General features: G+C 72.4%; 17 protein-coding genes and 1 pseudogene. 4 read left to right on the top strand and 14 right to left on the bottom strand.

From position 1 onward, the window contains the following. The first annotated feature begins 160 nt into the window (after positions 1–160). Positions 161–1191, top strand: a pseudogene (locus ACZ6RT_RS36855) (IS5 family transposase). Between the two features lie 88 nt (positions 1192–1279). Here the strand turns inward: ACZ6RT_RS36855 and ACZ6RT_RS36850 are convergent. The 6 genes from ACZ6RT_RS36850 to ACZ6RT_RS36825 all read right to left on the bottom strand — a co-directional run bounded on the left by ACZ6RT_RS36850 (position 1280) and on the right by ACZ6RT_RS36825 (position 5402). Continuing rightward, positions 1280–1822, bottom strand: a complete 543-nt coding sequence (locus ACZ6RT_RS36850; protein WP_470158678.1) for a peptidase inhibitor family I36 protein — start codon at positions 1820–1822, stop codon at positions 1280–1282. A 225-nt stretch (positions 1823–2047) separates the two neighbouring features. Further along, a complete protein-coding gene (locus tag ACZ6RT_RS36845) occupies positions 2048–2287 on the bottom strand; it encodes a hypothetical protein (protein ID WP_470158676.1) in 240 nt (79 codons plus the stop codon). Positions 2288–2613: 326 nt separating this feature from the next. Beyond that, positions 2614–2739, bottom strand: a complete 126-nt coding sequence (locus ACZ6RT_RS36840; protein WP_470158675.1) for a hypothetical protein — start codon at positions 2737–2739, stop codon at positions 2614–2616. A gap of 83 nt (positions 2740–2822) precedes the next feature. Continuing rightward, the gene (locus ACZ6RT_RS36835) at positions 2823–3491 is read right to left on the bottom strand and encodes a class I SAM-dependent methyltransferase (RefSeq protein WP_470158674.1); all 669 of its coding nucleotides are present in this window, start codon (positions 3489–3491) and stop codon (positions 2823–2825) included. 37 nt (positions 3492–3528) lie between these two features. Continuing rightward, complete coding sequence (locus ACZ6RT_RS36830) at positions 3529–4530, bottom strand: NAD(P)/FAD-dependent oxidoreductase (RefSeq protein ID WP_470158672.1); 1002 nt, start codon at positions 4528–4530, stop codon at positions 3529–3531. Between the two features lie 176 nt (positions 4531–4706). Next, the gene (locus tag ACZ6RT_RS36825; protein ID WP_470158671.1) at positions 4707–5402 is read right to left on the bottom strand and encodes an SDR family NAD(P)-dependent oxidoreductase; all 696 of its coding nucleotides are present in this window, start codon (positions 5400–5402) and stop codon (positions 4707–4709) included. Between the two features lie 187 nt (positions 5403–5589). On the opposite strand from ACZ6RT_RS36825, the gene ACZ6RT_RS36820 reads away from it, so the two are divergent. Then, complete coding sequence (locus ACZ6RT_RS36820) at positions 5590–7104, top strand: alpha/beta fold hydrolase (protein ID WP_470158670.1); 1515 nt, start codon at positions 5590–5592, stop codon at positions 7102–7104. Between the two features lie 157 nt (positions 7105–7261). Here ACZ6RT_RS36820 and ACZ6RT_RS36815 read toward each other — a convergent pair whose 3' ends face one another. The 3 genes from ACZ6RT_RS36815 to ACZ6RT_RS36805 form a co-directional block, all read right to left on the bottom strand. After that, on the bottom strand, positions 7262–7630 hold the full coding sequence (locus tag ACZ6RT_RS36815; RefSeq protein WP_399192512.1) for a nuclear transport factor 2 family protein: 369 nt from the start codon (positions 7628–7630) through the stop codon (positions 7262–7264). Positions 7631–7855: 225 nt separating this feature from the next. Next, a complete protein-coding gene (locus ACZ6RT_RS36810) occupies positions 7856–8668 on the bottom strand; it encodes an LLM class flavin-dependent oxidoreductase (protein WP_470158668.1) in 813 nt (270 codons plus the stop codon). Next, a complete protein-coding gene (locus tag ACZ6RT_RS36805; protein ID WP_470158666.1) occupies positions 8665–9537 on the bottom strand; it encodes an alpha/beta fold hydrolase in 873 nt (290 codons plus the stop codon). The genes ACZ6RT_RS36810 and ACZ6RT_RS36805 overlap by 4 nt, the downstream gene beginning before the upstream one ends. Positions 9538–9633: 96 nt before the next feature. Between ACZ6RT_RS36805 and ACZ6RT_RS36800 the strand changes: the two genes are divergently transcribed. Further along, positions 9634–10539 carry a LysR family transcriptional regulator gene (locus tag ACZ6RT_RS36800; protein WP_470158664.1) on the top strand — a complete coding sequence of 302 codons (906 nt, stop codon included), beginning with the start codon at positions 9634–9636 and terminating at the stop codon, positions 10537–10539. Positions 10540–10559: 20 nt separating this feature from the next. Here ACZ6RT_RS36800 and ACZ6RT_RS36795 read toward each other — a convergent pair whose 3' ends face one another. Continuing rightward, positions 10560–11297, bottom strand: a complete 738-nt coding sequence (locus ACZ6RT_RS36795; RefSeq protein ID WP_470158663.1) for an aspartate/glutamate racemase family protein — start codon at positions 11295–11297, stop codon at positions 10560–10562. Positions 11298–11373: 76 nt separating this feature from the next. Here ACZ6RT_RS36795 and ACZ6RT_RS36790 point away from each other — a divergent pair, with 76 nt between their 5' ends. Next, positions 11374–12264 carry a LysR family transcriptional regulator gene (locus ACZ6RT_RS36790; RefSeq protein WP_470158662.1) on the top strand — a complete coding sequence of 297 codons (891 nt, stop codon included), beginning with the start codon at positions 11374–11376 and terminating at the stop codon, positions 12262–12264. On the opposite strand, the gene ACZ6RT_RS36785 is transcribed toward ACZ6RT_RS36790, so the two are convergent. The 4 genes from ACZ6RT_RS36785 to ACZ6RT_RS36770 all read right to left on the bottom strand — a co-directional run bounded on the left by ACZ6RT_RS36785 (position 12254) and on the right by ACZ6RT_RS36770 (position 15054). Further along, a complete protein-coding gene (locus ACZ6RT_RS36785; protein ID WP_470158660.1) occupies positions 12254–12727 on the bottom strand; it encodes a VOC family protein in 474 nt (157 codons plus the stop codon). The genes ACZ6RT_RS36790 and ACZ6RT_RS36785 overlap by 11 nt on opposite strands. 223 nt (positions 12728–12950) lie before the next feature. Then, complete coding sequence (locus ACZ6RT_RS36780) at positions 12951–13352, bottom strand: tautomerase family protein (protein WP_470158658.1); 402 nt, start codon at positions 13350–13352, stop codon at positions 12951–12953. A 131-nt stretch (positions 13353–13483) separates the two neighbouring features. Continuing rightward, positions 13484–13831 carry an alpha/beta hydrolase family protein gene (locus tag ACZ6RT_RS36775; RefSeq protein ID WP_470158657.1) on the bottom strand — a complete coding sequence of 116 codons (348 nt, stop codon included), beginning with the start codon at positions 13829–13831 and terminating at the stop codon, positions 13484–13486. Between the two features lie 182 nt (positions 13832–14013). Continuing rightward, on the bottom strand, positions 14014–15054 hold the full coding sequence (locus ACZ6RT_RS36770) for a helix-turn-helix transcriptional regulator (RefSeq protein WP_470158655.1): 1041 nt from the start codon (positions 15052–15054) through the stop codon (positions 14014–14016). Positions 15055–15365: the final 311 nt, after the last annotated feature.

Below are 15365 nucleotides of genomic sequence, written 5' to 3'. Positions count from 1 at the left end.
AAGCCGGTCATCCACGCCTGAAGGTCCTCAGCGGTCACCGCACTCGACATACGAACAGGCTAACCCATCACAATGTGCTGTTGTAGTACTAGGAGCTGTTTGAGGTTCGGATCTATGTGAGGCCCAGTGGCGGGCTGGTTGTGGCTGGTAGAACTCGGACGTGGCGCGCTTTGATGTGACGGATGCCGAGTGGGCGTTGATCGAGCCGTATCTGCCGGTGGCGGCTACCGGGCCGCTTCCTCGCCGGGTGCGTGATCAGTTCAACGGGATCTTGTGGCGGTTTCGCACCGGATCGGGCTGGCGTGACGTGCCGGAACGATATGGGCCGTGGTCCACGCTCTACTCCCGGTTCAACGGCTGGGCCAAGGCCGGGGTGTTTCAGGATCTGATGGACGCGCTGATCGCCGAGGCCGCCTTGCGCGGGCAGGTCGGGCTGGAGCTGGTCAGCGTGGACTCAACAATCGTGCGGGCGCATCAGGAGTCGGCCGGGCTGGCGGTGGCCGGGGAGACCCTGGATGCGCTGGAGCAGGCGCTGACCGAGGAAAAGGGGGCTCCGCTGCCCGAGCAGCCGCCAGTGCTGCGGGTGATGCGCCGCAGGTCACACCCAGCGCGGACAACACAGACAGCGCGGACCCGTCGCTCGCGCCGGATCGTGCCGCCACGCGGCGACGCCGAAAGGCTCGGGCGAAGGCTGCCGGGCTCGGCCGATCCCGGGGCGGGCTGAGCAGCAAGGTCCATGCCGCGGCCGATGCCGCCGGACTGCCGCTGGCTTTCGTGCTCACCCCCGGCCAAGCCGGCGACTGCCCGCAGTTCATCACCGCCTTGGACAAGATCCGCGTCCCCGGCCACCGCGGCCGGCCTCGGACCCGCCCTGCCGCGGTGGCCGCGGACAAGGCCTACTCCTCCAAGGCCAACCGCTCCTACTTGCGCCGCCGCAAGATCACCGCGGTCATCTCGGAGAAGACCGACCAGCAGGCCAACCGCAAGAAGAAAGGTTCAGCGGGCGGGCGACCCGTCGGCGTCGATCCGGAGCGCTACCGGCAGCGCAACACCGTCGAACGCTGTTTCCAGAAGATCAAGACCTGGCGTGGCCTGGCCACCCGCTACGACAAAACCCCGGAAAGCTACGAGGCCGGACTCTACCTTCGAGGCTCGATCATGTGGCTGAAGCTCCTCACCTCACCCACATGATCCGAACCTCGAACAGCTCCTACGGCTGGGCGGCCTCCCGTACTTCACGACGGGTCGCTGAGCGATCTGAGGAACCCTCGGACATTCTCTAAATCTTTATCCTGTCTATCTTGTCGTTCCATCCAGAGCCGGTGAGGTTGCTGTAGGAGCAACCCGCGCAGTAGAAGGAGTGCTCGTCCAGGAGGGCCCGGAAGTTGGTGGCTTTCATGCCGTTCTGAATCCGGTTCACAAACACGCTGGTTGTCTTGTCGCGGAAATCCCAGTCCTTCAGCTCCTTGGTACCTGCCGCCGACCACTTCAGTCGCCTGCCGGTGAAGTTCTCGTCCTGCCACAGGCACACCCACCCGCTGGGACAGTCGGGTCTGCCCAGGGTGCCCACCGCGCCCGCGGGCTGGGTGGCCAGATCCGCTTCGATGGCGGTGTCGTAGCAGCGAACGTCGCCGATGGCGAACTCGGTGCACGCCTGGGCCCCTTGCCATCCCTTGCTGAGGTCGATCTTCTTACCCTTGTACGTTGCGATGATCCCGGTTTCGGAGTCCCCGGTAGGCGCAGTGGTGACCGGGCCGAGCGCTCCAGCCGGGATCCCGCCGACTAGGAGCAGGGCGCCCAAGACGGGCTTGACAGCGAACATGCGATTCCCTCACGTCAGACGATCATCTCGCCACCGACCGGCAGGGCGGCGTAAAAGCGGTGTCCACAGCGAACACCGCTTCTGTGTCGCGTCCTAATGATTCGAGCTGAATCGAATTCGGACGTTTCAAGTGATACGCCTGGGTGTCCATTGTCGTCCTGCCGCGCCGATTCGACCTCATCGTCTCCGGGACGTTGCTGCGTGGTGTCGGCCGCCACGGCCGCATCACCCGACCCCGGCCTGCAACTGCGCGAGAAAACGCTGTTCCGGCTCCCGTACGAGTCCGCCGTCCGGACACGAGAAGCCCTCGTCCTGGACGCCGAGGAACTCGCCCTGCTTAACCGGCGCGCCGAGGTACGGCGCAAGGACGACGCGATCGACATCATCGTCCGGCGCACCGTCACCGCCCGGCTGCCGCGCCTGCTGGACGGGCGCCGTACCGGGCCGGTGTTCCTCGCCGACCACCGTGCCCGCGTCGAGGTGCCACCTGCGATCTCGACCTGCTCTCCAGCGGGGCCCGGCTGTCCTACCGCCGAGCCGCCGAGCCGCCGAGCCGCCGAGTTGTTCGACAACGCCACAGCCGGTCTGCCGGACAGGCCGTGGCCCCTGCATCAGCTGCGCCACTCCGCCCTGACGCACGCCGCCGAGGACGGCGCCGGCACCTCGTCCCGGTCCCGCACCTGCGGCCGGTGTGGCGCGCCGACCGCGAGCCCCTTCCCAGCCTGCGCGAGGCCCTCTACGCCGTCGGTGCCTGACGGCTCGGTGCGGGCTCGGCGCGGGCATGGCCCGGGTCATCCGGCGGGGTCGGTGAGGTGGTGCCGGACGGTGGACAGGGCCGCGTCCACGTCGACGCCGAGCTCGCGGGCCGCGGTCACGTAGGCGCGGGCGGCGTCGGCCAGGCGGGCGGCCTCGGGCATCGGCAGGAACGTCTCGACCCTCCCCGGGATGCCCCTCCCCCGGGCGGCCGTCGCGGACCGGAAGGGACGCCGGTGCGGCTGGCTCAGCCGGTCAGCCGCCGGAGCTTGAGGGTGTTGTCCGTACGGACGTGCGGCCGCCCGTCGGGGCCGACCTGGGTGCGCGGGTGCTCCTCGCTGACCAGCACCTCCCACTCGCCGCCGGGCAGTTCGAGGGAGTCGAGCACCTGTTGCGGGGTGGGAAGCGACCGGTGCGCGTCGGACTCCTCCTCCCACGGCGGGGGCCCGGCGTGCCCGACGATCAGAAGCACCCCGCCCGGCGCGACCGCCGAGGCCGCGGCCCGCAGGATCCTCTCCCTGGGCATGTCCCCGGGAGAGTGCAGGAACTGCGCGGAGACGAGGTCGAAGGTCCCCTCGGGGAAGGACACCGCCAGGTCGTGCCGTCGCCAGTCGATGCGATCGGCGACGTCCCCGGCGGTGGCGGCCGCGTGCCGGGCCGCGCGCTCCAGGGCGACCCCGGAGATGTCGACGGCGGTGACACGCCAGCCCTGCCGGGCCAGCCAGATCGCGTCACCCCCCTCGCCGCAGCCCAGGTCCAGGGCGCTGCCCGGCTCCAGGCCGGAGACCTCCCGGACCAGGGCCGCGTTCGGATCGCCGCTCCAGAGCCGCTCGTTCTCGCCGTAGCGGCCGTCCCAGAACTCCTCCTCGGAGGCGGTGCCGGGAGTGCCGTGCGTGTCGTGCGTATCGTGGGTCATCGGTCGTTCCCTTCTCGTGGTCCCGTACCGGACGGGGTCATCGGTCGCCCCTGCGGGCGGCGACGGCCAGCCGGGTGTCCTCGGCGATCAGGTCGGTGTTGATCGCCACGCCGGCGCGCAGGCCCGCGGCGGCGGCCCCGATCACCGTCTCGTTCAGCAGGGCGACGTTGCCGGCCACCCACACCCCCGGCACCGCGGTCGCCCCGGCCGGGTCGGAGGCGATGTAGGTGCCGATCACGTGCCCGCCCATCTCCTGGGCGGTGGCCTCCAGCCCCAGGCTCGTCAGGACACCCGCGCGGGCGGTGAAGTACGGCGCGACCACCACGGCCACGCAGGGGATCATCGTCCGCCCGTCGGCCATGGTCACCCCGGTGAGCCGGCCGCCGGTCACCTCCAGTGCCTCGGCCTTCCCCCGCACCACGGCGATGTCGCGGGCGGCCAGCTGCTCGCTCTCCTCGGGGCCCGGCTCGGGCGCGGTGTGCAGCAACAGCGTCACCTGCGAGCTCCACTGCCGCCACATCAGGGCCTGGTGCACCGCGAACGGCCCGGTGCCCAGGACGGCGATCGGCCGGTCACGGACCTCCCAGCCGTGGCAGTACGGGCAGTGCAGCACCTCCCGTCCCCACCGCTCGGCCAGCCCCGTCACCTGCGGCAGCTCGTCGACCAGGCCGGTGGTCACCAGCAACCGGCGCGCCGTGACCGCGGACCCGTCCCCGAGGGTGACGCGGAAGTCCCCGCTCTCCAGGCGCTCGGCCGTGACGACCTCGCCCCGCGTGATCCGACCGCCGTAGCCGGTCACCTCCTCGCGGCCCGCGGCCAGCAGCTCCAGGGGCGATGTCCCGTCGCGCGTCAGGTAGTTGTGCGCGTGCGCGGCCGGGGCGTTGCGCGGGGCACCGGCGTCGATCACCAGCACCGAGCGCCGGGCCCGGCTCAGGGCGAGCGCCCCGCTCAGCCCGGCGGCCCCGCCGCCCACCACCACCACGTCGTAGTCCCGCCGCCCGCTCCCGGCGGTCCTGACCTGCGTTTCCTGTTCTCTCATGAGACGTACCTCCATCCGGTGGAGATACTGCGCCCCCTGTCGCGGTACGGCAAACCTTGTTGCCGGATCGGCAAAAAGGCGGATGATCGCGGGTCGGGCTACGGCCTGGGGAAGTCCGTGCCGTGGGCCGGCTCGCGGTCGGCCTCGAGGTCGGCCCTGAGGGCTTCGAGTCCGCCCTAGGCGTAGGCGCGGGCGTCCGATCCCGGGAGCCGGCGAAGCGGCGCGTCCTTCGAGGCGGCGAGGGAGATGATCACGGCGGCGCCCCTCACGGGGTCGCCGAGCCGACTCCCCCGCAACTCCAGGTGGCCCCTGGTCATCTCGCGGACGGACTCGTAGCCCTCCGTCGTCGAGACCGGCGGTGCCGGCGAGTCGCCCGTCAGGAAGCCGGTGCGGAAGTATCCGTCCTCCACGACGGTGACCCTGACGCCGAACGGCGCGACCTCGCCGGTGAGCGCCTCGCTCAGGCCCTCCGGCGCGAACTTGCCCGCGCGGTACAGGCCGCAGCCCGGAACGGCGACCAGGCCGAGCATTGAGGAGATGTTCAGGATGTGGCCGCTCCTCTGCGTCCGCAGGACGGGCAGCACCGCCCGCAGCACGTTCCAAAGTCCGAAGATCTGGACGTCGGACATCTGCCGGGCCTCGGCGTCGGTGGTCTCCTCGACCGCGCCCGGAAAGCCGTAACCGGCGTTGTTGACGACGACGTCGAGGCGCCCGAAGCGCTCGGCCTGGACGCGGCCGGTCGCGACCGTCTCGGACCCCTGATCGGTTCCGCTCCCGGGACGCGCCGCCGCGTCCCCGCCCCCGTCCCCGCCCCCGCCCCCCGTCTCTGTCCCTGGTCGCGGCGGGACGAGGGCCACGTCGCCCTCCCTCACGGGGTCACCCGAACAATGCGGACGGGCAAGCACCTATACCTGCATATAGAGCAAATACCGCCATTCTCGGTTATTTCCGCTTTCGTATATGTGGCAATCGGCTACAGTCACACGCTCTTACGGAGGATCGTCAAGAGACTGGAGCATTGTGCGAAAAAGAGCCTTATGGTTCACCGCCTTGCTGGCGATGTCGACGGTTTTGCCGATCTCGACGGCCGGCGCGGACACCGAGGTCGTGGCACCGCAGACCATCGCCTGGACGCCCTGTGAGGAGGAGCCCGCCGCCGAGTGCGGCACGCTGAGCGTGCCCGTCGACTGGGCGAAGCCGGGCGGGGCGAAGGTCGACATCGCCGTCGCGCGGCGCAAGGCCACGGACCCGGCCGCGCGGATCGGCTCGCTGGTGATCAACCCCGGTGGTCCGGGCGGGTCGGGGGTGGAGGCCGTGTACGGCGCCCCCGGGTCCTACACCGAGGAACTGCAGCGGCGGTTCGACATCGTCGGGTTCGACCCCCGGGGCGTGGGGCGCAGCAACCCGGTGATCTGCTCGGCGTCGGTGTACAACCGGATGCCGCACACCGTCATGAGGAGCCAGGCCGACTTCGACGCCTGGGACGCCTTCACCAAGGAACTGCACGCCGACTGCCGCGCTCGTACCGGCCCGCTGTACGACCACGTCGACTCCGCCGACGTCGCCCGTGACCTGGACGCGCTGCGCGCCGCCCTGGGCGAGGAGAAGCTCACCTACTACGGCATCTCGTACGGCACGCTGATCGGCCAGATGTACGCGGAGCTGTTCCCCCACCGCGTCCGGGCCCTCGGGCTCGACAGCAACATGGACCACAGCCTCGGGGTCGCGGGTTTCCTGGCCACCGAGGCGATCGCCATCGAGGACGCGTTCGACCAGTTCGTCGGCTGGTGCGAGCAGGACACCGGCTGTGTCCTGCACGGACGCGACATCCGCGCGATCTGGAAGGACCTGCGGGAGAAGGCGCGGCGCGGTGAGCTGAAGTACCCGAGCACGGGCCAGACGCTGACCGAGCTGCAGGTCATCTACAACGCCGCGCTGGGCACCGAGGGACCGGCCTGGCGGCTGCTGGCCGAGGTGATCGACTGGCTGAACGGCGGGCCGACGCCGGAGTGGACGCCCCCGCCGTCCGGACGGCAGCCCGTGGAGGGCGACGTCGCGCACCTGCCGACCGCGGTCCTGTGCCAGGACTACAACCTGCGGCTGCGGAACTACCGGGAGTACGCCGCGCTCATGCGCGTCTCCAACCACCTCGCGCCCGACACGCGGTACCACCCGTACCCGATCGACGACCTGCCGATCTGCATGAACTACCCGACCACCAACCCGCCGCACGCGCTGCGGTACACGGGTGACGCCCCGCTGCTGCTCGGGAACTCCCTGCACGACCCGGCCACTCCGTGGATATGGTCCGCCAACGCGGCCCGCCAGCTCGGGCCCAAGGCGGTGCTGCTCACGTACGAGGGCTGGGGGCACCGCATCTACGGCAAGGACAAGTGCCAGACGGACATCTTCGACGAGTACCTGATCTCGCTGAAGGTGCCGCCGCACGGCACGCGCTGCGCCGTGGGCACCGGCGAGGAGAGCGCGCTCAGGCGGCAGGCGCCGTCGCAGACATGGCCGACCGGCCCGGACCACTGGGCGGCCGGCCCGGTCGCGTCCTCCTCCGCCCCCTGACCCCGGGGGCGGGCGTCCACCCGGATGGCTCGTCCGGGTGAGACCCGCGCCACCGGGTGGGTGTCGCCGGGCCACGGTCCCGTGGTCCGGCGACACTCACCCGCGCACGCGGGTCACCGGCACGCATGGCCGTACGGGTACGGGCAAGGGCCGTTCGTCAGCGGTGGTCGTTCTCCTTCAGCTCGACGACCCAGGCGCGACGCTCGGCGATCCTGCCGTCGCGCATGACGAACACCTCCGCCATGGACAGGCGCACCTCGCCGCCCGCGACCCGCTTCACCGTCCCGTTGATCTCGGCCATGACGACGTCGCCCTGCTCGACCATGCGCACGACCTCCAGGTGGGGAGGATCGACGAGATCGGGCGGGCCGTCGATGGCCCTGTCGTAGGCGTCCTTGCCGGTCAGGTGGAAGGCGCCGAAGACGGTCCACTCGATGTCGTCGGTCAGGCAGGACAGGATCTGCTCGTGGTCGTTCCTGCGGAAACCGTCCAGGTAGGTGGTGACGGTCTCGATGTTGCGTGACATGGCCGCTCCTTCGATCGCATGGTGTCCGGGGAGCCGCCGTACGGACCGGCGGCTCCCCCGGGGACAGGTCGGAGCGGCCGGGGCGTTCTCGACATCACCCCGGTGACCGGCCCGGACCGCGGCTTCCACCCCGACGGAGATGAGCGCCGATCGGGACGGCGCCGCTTCGGGAGTCGTCCGGTTCCGGGACCGGGGCGCGTTCCGGCCCCTCCCCCGGTGACGTCCTCACGCCGCCGGGCCGTCGCGGAGCACGCCGCGGACGGTGTCGAGCCGTACGCCCGGTTCGAACTCCGGCAGCCACCAGGTCGCGCCGGCCCTCGCGTAGGGCCCGGGATCGGCACCGGCCGGCAGGCCGACGGCGACGTCGTACGAGCCCATCTCGCCGTGACGCAGCTCGGTGAGGAGGCCGACCACCTCGGCGAGCCGATCGGGGTGGTCGAGATTGGCCGGGAAGAAGCCGTCGAGCCGGGCGGCCCGGCGGACCGGCCTGACGTTGCCCGGGAACCCGGCGGCCCACACCGGCACGCCGGGCCGCTGAACCGGCCGCGGGAGGAACGTGATGTCGTCGGCGGTGTAGTGCTCGCCGCGATGGCGTACCGGTTCGCCGGACCAGGCGGCGGCCAGGATCGCCAGGGACTCGTCGAGCATCCGCCCGCGCCGCCGGTCGTCGAGCTGCTCGCCGGTCCTGGACAGCTCACCGCCGAACCCGTCGCTGCCGAGGCCGACACCGAGGACGAGGCGGCCCTCGCTGAGCCGGTCCAGCGTCGCGGTCTCCCGCGCGACCTTGGTCGGCCGCCTGCGGGGAAGCGGCGACACCATCGGGCCGATCCGCAGCCGCTCGGTCGCGGACGCGACCGCCGCCAGCGTGATCCACGGGTCGGCGACCGGCCGGGCCGGCCCCCGCCAGTACATCTGGTCCCACACGAAGCAGCCGTCCCACCCGGCCTCCTCCGCGTCGGCGGCGAGACGCGCCACCGTGCGCGGATCGGCGAGGTCGTCGAAGAGCGGCAGCCACAGTGCCGAGCGCAGCCGGTTCACGAGTGCCCCTTCCCGGTGTGCCGTACCAGGGCCGGCACGAAGGCGTCCCACACCCCGGCGGGCAGGTCGTGCCCGGCCCCCTCCAGGACCAGCAGCTCCGCGCCGGGGATCGCGTCGCGCAGCGCCCGGCCGTGCGGCAGCGGCAGGACCGGGTCGCGGTCGCCGTGCACCACGAGCGTCGGCACCGCGATGTCGCCGAAACCGCCTCTGGCAGGCCCGTCGAACCCGACGGCGTAGTGGTTGACCAGGGTCGAGCGGTAGTCCCTGGCGCGCGCCACGTCCCGTTCGGCCAGCGACCGCATCGCGGCCGGGTCGAAGTACGGCGAGTCACCGGCGTACGCCCTGGCGACGGCGACCACGCTCTCGACGACCGCGGCCGCGTCGGAGGGGTCCGGTTCGGGTGGCACGGCCAGGTCGCCCGACGGCGGTGGCAGGCCGCCGGCCCCGGTCGAGCTCGAGACGAACGTCAGCGACGCGACCCGGCCGGGATGGTCCACACCGAGGACGAGCCCGATCCCGCCGAACATCGACTGGCAGACCAGGTGGGCGCGCTCGACGCCCAGGGCGTCCTGGACGCCGAGCACGTCCAGGGCCAGGTCGGTGAACGAGTACCCCGGCCGTCGCGGCGGGTAGCAGGTCGACCGGCCGGTGTCCCGATGGTCGTACCGGATCACGAACCGGCCGCGGGCGGCGATCCGTTCGCACAGGCCGGCGTCCCACCACAGCATCGAGGCTCCCGCACCGGCCACCAGCACGATCGCCGGGGCGGCACGGTCGCCGAAGGTCTCGACGCAGAGCTCGACGCCGTCGACCGGGAGGAGCCGCTCGCCATGAGATCGGTGAGATCGGTGAGATGGGTGAGTCGTCATGTCCGGCACGCTAGGCTCCGCGGATACATCGTGAAAAGCGATGATTTCCGATCGGCTTGATCGTCTACGGCGATGTCCGTTGTTACGCTGGGGCCCGTGACCGACATCGAGCTGCGCCACCTGGCGGCGATGGCCGCCATCGCCGAGAAGGGCACGTTCGGCCGGGCCGCCGCCCGCCTGGGATACACCCAGTCGACGATCAGCCAGCAGATCGCCGCGCTGGAGAGGGCCGTCGGCGGCCGGGTGTTCGACCGGCCGGGCGGTCCCAGGCCGGTACGGCTCACCCCGCTCGGCTCCGTGGTCCTCGGCCAGGGCCGCGAACTGCTGGCGAGGGCGGAGGCGCTGGCCGACGCCGTGGACCGGTTCAAGGCCGGGGACGGCCGGATCGACATCGGCACCTTCCAGAGCGTGTCCAACGTGATCCTGCCGTCGGTCGTCCGCCGGCTGCGCGACGAGCACCCCGGCTGCGACATCAGGCTGTCCGAGGAGGAGCCGGAGCAGCCGCGGATCGGCGACCTCGACCTGCTGTTCTACGACGGCCGCGTCGACGACGACGTCGAGCACCTCAAGCTGCTCGACGACCCGTACCTGCTGGTGGCCCGCGCCGGCACCTTCCCCGGCGGCCCGGTCCCGCTGGAGCGGCTCGACGGCGCGCCGATGGTGGCCTGGCCGCTGACCTGCTCCCAGCCCTGGATGGAGCAGGCGGTCGCCCGCGGCGGCGCCCGTCCGCGGATCGTGTTCCGCACCGCGGTCAACGACACCCTGCTGTCGATGGTGCGCGCCGGCCTGGGCTCGGCGGTGCTGCCCTGGCTCGCCGTCCGCGGCTCCGGCGTGCCGTCCGACGGCGGGCTCAGCGTCCACGAGCTACGGCCGTCCCTGCCGCCCCGGGAGATCTACCTGCACTGGCGGGCCGGGCGTACCCGCTCGCCCCTCGCCCGCCGGGCGATCGACATCGCCGCCGAGGTCGCGGCCGAGCTCGCGCCGCCGCCCGCCGGCGCCTGACGCGTGCGGCCCCGGCCGCGCTACCTGCCCGCCCCGAGCGCGGGCGCCGCCGCACGGCCCGTACCGGGCGCCAGCGCCAGGTCGACCGCCCGCTCGACGTGGATCCTGGTGGAGTCGAAGACCGGGATCGGGCTGTCACCGGGGCCGATGAGCAGCGTGATCTCGGTGCAGCCGAGGATCACCGCCTGGGCGCCGCGGTCCGCGAGGGTGGAGATGATCCGCCGGTAGCTCCTGCGGGAGGCGTCCTCGACCCGGTTCATGGTGAGCTCGCGGTAGATGACGTCGTGGACCAGCGCGCGGTCCTCCTCGCCGGGGACGACCACCTCCAGGCCGTGGGCGCGCATGCGGTCGCGGTAGAAGTCCATCTCCATGGTGTAGCGGGTGGCCAGCAGTCCCACGGTGGTGATCCCCCCGGAGGCGATCCGGCTCGCCGTGGCGTCGACGATGTGCAGGAACGGCACGCCGATCTCCGCCTCGATGACGTCGGCCACCTGGTGCATGGTGTTGGTGCACAGCAGCACCATGTCGGCACCGGCCCCCTCCAGGGTCCGGGCCGCCGCCGCGAGCGTCCGGCCCGCGGCGGCCCAGTCACCGGCCCGCTGCATGGCCTCGATCTCGGCGAAGTCGACGGTCAGCAGCAGGCTCCGGGCACAGTGGTGGCCGCCGAGGCGGCGCCGGGTCTCCTCGTTCAGCAGGCGGTAGTACTCGGCGGAGGATTCCCAGCTCATCCCGCCGATGAGGCCGATGGTTCGTGTCATGGCACCAGCCTCCCGCGTGGCCGGCCTCATAGGTAGACGTGAACATGTTGGTCCTGACCCAAGAAATACTTATGTCATGGACGCCCACCGACTGCTCGTCTTCCGCCAGGTCGCCCGCTCGGGGTCGATCGCGGGCGCGGCCCGCGTGCTGGGCTGGACCCAGCCGGCCGTCAGCCAGCACCTGCGTCACCTGGAACGGCAGGCCGGGCTGCCGCTGGTGCTGCGGCGCCCCCGGGGCATCCAGCTCACCGAGGCGGGCCGGGCGCTGCTGGATCACGCCGACGCCCTCGCCACCCGCCTGCACGCCGCGTCCGACGAGATGAACGCGCTGGCCCGGCTGGAGGGCGGCACCGTGCGCCTGGCCGCCTTCCCCTCGGCCGCCGCCACCGTCGTCCCGGCGGCGATGAGCCTGCTGGCCGCGCGTCATCCCGCGCTGGACGTGCGGCTGCTGCAGGCCGAACCGCCCGAGGCGCTGGAGCTGGTCACCGCCGGCGAGGCGGACCTGGCCATGACCTTCGCCCACGACGGGCAGCCGTTCACCGCGCCTTCCGGGCTGCTGGGCCTCCCCGTGGGACAGGACCCGGTCCGGCTGGTCCTGCCGAACGGGCACGCGCAGGCCGGGACCGGCCCGGTGGACCTGCGGGACCTGGCCGCCGACAGGTGGATCGCCGGTTGCGAGCGGTGCACCGCCCACCTGGAACGGCTCTGCCTGGCCGCCGGTTTCACCCCGGACATCCGGCACGGCAGCGACGACTACGTGGTCACCCAGTCGCTGATCGCCCGCGGCCTCGGGATCGGGATGCTCCCCCGGCTCGCGCTCCGGGCGTTCCGCGACCCCGGCGTCACCGTCCGCGAGGTGCCCGGGCTGCGGCCCCGGGCACTGCACCTGGTCCACCACCGCGAGGCGGGCCGCATCCCCGCGGTCCGCGCCGCCGTACGGGCCGTCCAGGACGCGATCACGGGATGACCCGGGGGGCCTCCGGCGGCCGTCGGCCGAGCTGCTCGGCCAGCCCGACGACGATGCCCTCGGGGCCGCGGACGTAGCAGAGCCGGTAGCTGTCCTCGTACCGCGCCAGCTCGCCGACGAGTTCGGCGCCGTGGGCGCGCAGGCGGGCGACGACGTCCTCGATGTCGTCGACGGCGAACATGACGCGGCGGATGCCCAGCGTGTTCGCGGGCGCGTCCCTCGGCTCGGGACTGATCGCCTTGGGCGTGTGGAACATCGCCAGCTCGATCCGGCCGTGGCCGTCCGGGGTCCGCAGCATCGCGACCTCCTGCCGGACGCCGGTGATCCCGATGACGCTCTCCACCCAGGGCCCCTCGATCGGCGCCCTGCCCTCCGGTTCCATGCCGAGCTCGACGAAGAACGAGACGACGGCGTCGAGGTCGTCGACGACGATGAGGACGTTGTCCATCCGCTGGATCGTCATTCCGGGTCTCCTCTGTGCGGTGCGGCCACGGTGGCCGCGTCGGCCCCGGGGACGGAGCCGCCGGGCCGTTCTCGACATCCCTATGGGAACTTTCTCGACGTGGCGGCGCCCGTCCCGCGCCGGTCGTGCCGCTTCGGGGGAGAAGACCCGGTTCAGGACCCTGTCGTCATCCCGTGGACCGGCGCCGGGATCCTTCGTGATCGAGACGGGGCCGTCCCCGGTCTCACCCCTCCGGCTCGGAGGGGTCGTGGTAATGCGCGACGCCGTCGCTGAAGGACCAGTCGATCGGCTCGTTCTCGTTCAGGGCGATGACCATGTTCCGCGGCTCGGTCCCCGCGTACTCCAGGGCGAGTTCGGCGATCCGCCGGTACAGGGCCCGTTTCCGGTCGGGCGTGCGCCCGGAGCGCATCGTGATCGTGACGATCACGATGCCGTCGTCACGGTGCGGCCCGAAATGGTCGCCGTAGCGCAGCATGCCGGTGGTGCCGTCGTGGCCGGTCAGGATCTGGAACAGGTCGCCGGGCGGGATGTCGATCGTCTGGACCAGGGCGTCGTGCACGGCGCGGCCGAGCGCCTCGAGCCGGTCACGGTCGGCACGCAGGGCGTCGATGCGAACAAGTGGCATGTCGGTCGGATCTCCTGACGGATGCTGCGGGGGACGTGGGACGGCACACGTGACCGGCCGGGGCACCGCCCACGCCCGGGCACGCACGGGACCCGGGCCCGCGCCCGTGTCCATGGCCGTCATCGTACATACTAGTAGGTACAGAATATGACCGGCGCGGTGGTCCCCCGTACGGCGGTCGTTCCGGGAGGCGCGCCTCCCGCTTTCGCCACCTTCACGGCCGATGGTCGAAACGACCCGAGGCGGCCAGCCATCGTCCGACCGTTTCGGTGTAGCCGCGCGGCGTCTCCAGTGGCAGCAGATGCCCGGCCCCCGGAAAGATCCGCCGTTCCCAGTCGGGGCGGCGGGCGGCCCGGAAAGCGCCAGAACAGCATCTCGTCGGCGGGCAGCGGTCCTGGCAGCGTGGGGCAGGTGAGCACGAGCCGCGCGACCCGGTCCGGGGCCGTGTCGGCGAACAGCAGCGCCACCAGCCCGCCCATGGACCAGCAGGTGGGTGGGGCCGTCCCGGCCGGAACCGGCACTCAGGTAGTGGACGGCCGTGCCGCAGACCTCGATCTCCTCGCTGCGGATCCCGGCCCACCGCGGTGACCGCACCCCCCAGTCGGCATGCCGCATCCTCGCACCTCCCGCCCGTCGACGGTCACTCGGGACAGGGGCATCATCACCCGCCGGCCCCGTCCGTGCCCAGACCCGGTCCTCCCCGCGGCCGGCCGGAGCCCGGGCCGGGCGTGACGTCGTCCACGGGCGGGCCCGACACGGCGGCGGTGAGACGCGAGGCGAGCGTCGCGACCGCCTCGCGCAGTTCCGGCCCGCCCTCGACGCGGAAGGGGAAGGGCACGTTCGGCAACCACTCCTGCGCGTACATCGCCGGGTTGCTGGTGCTGCCGACGAGCACGCACCCCTCCCCCGACGGTCCGAGCCGTCCCATGGGCGGCCGGATCCAGGGCGCCACCTCGGCGAGGGGAGCGCCGAACACCACGCGCGTGGCGAACTCCCGCCCGGCGCCCAGGTTCTCCTCCAGCACGGCCACCGGGTCGAGGTCGCCGGGCGGCTCGAACGCGCGCGTGCCCCGGCGCACCCGGCGGACACGGTCGATCCGGTAGGTACGGACGGCGTCCGCGCGCTGGGAGTGGCACAGCAAATACCAGCGTCCGTGGCGGACGACGACCGCCCAGGGATCCACCTCGGCCTCCCACTCGTCGCCGGACCCGCTGCGGTAGGCGATCACCACGCGCCACCGGTCCGCGACGGCGGCCACGAGCGCGCCGGTGACGGCGGGATCCGGACGGGCCGGGAAGCGGTCGGGCACCGCCGACGCGTACGCGCGCAGCGCCGCCGCCTGCCGCCCGACGCTCTCGGGCAGGACCCGGATGACCTTGCCCAGGGCGGCGCCGACGAGGTCGTCGGCGCCGGTGGCCGCCGGCCGGCCGTCGAGCACCGCCATGACCAGGCCGAGCGCCTCGGGTTCGGTGAAGGCGACCGGGGGCAGCCGCGTCCCGCGCCCGAGCCGGTACCCGCCGTAGGGGCCGCGGGCCGACTCGACGGGGATCCCCGCCTCGCGGAGGATCCCGACGTACCGGCGCGCGGCCCGTTCCGTGACCCCCAGGAGGCCGGCGAGCTCGCCGGCCGTCACGCCGGGGCGGTTCCGGAGGATCTCCAGGGCGCGCAGGGCCCGCGCGGTGGGACTGATGTCGGTCGGCACAGAAGCACCCTAGGAGTCCCGGCGGGAACAGGACGTAGAACGTCCGGAATCGGTTCTAGCCTGACGTCCTGCCCGGGTTCCGGGAGGCCAGGGCCTCGCCGGAACGCGCCGAAGGAAAGAGAAGTGACCATGGACATCCTGCTCATCGCCGGCCTGTGGCTCGACGGATCCGCCTGGGACGACGTCGTGCCCGCCCTCGAGGCGCTCGGCCACCGGCCCGGGGGGGGGGGGGGGGGGGGGGGGGGGGGGGGGGGGGGGGGGGGGGGGGGGGGGGGGGGAGGGGGGAGGGGGGGGGGGGGGGGGGGGGTTGT

It is taken from the genome of Streptosporangium sp. NPDC050148 (assembly GCF_055586505.1).
The sequence above is the reverse complement of the archived record's forward strand: the minus strand, read 5'-3'. Positions and strand labels throughout refer to the sequence as shown.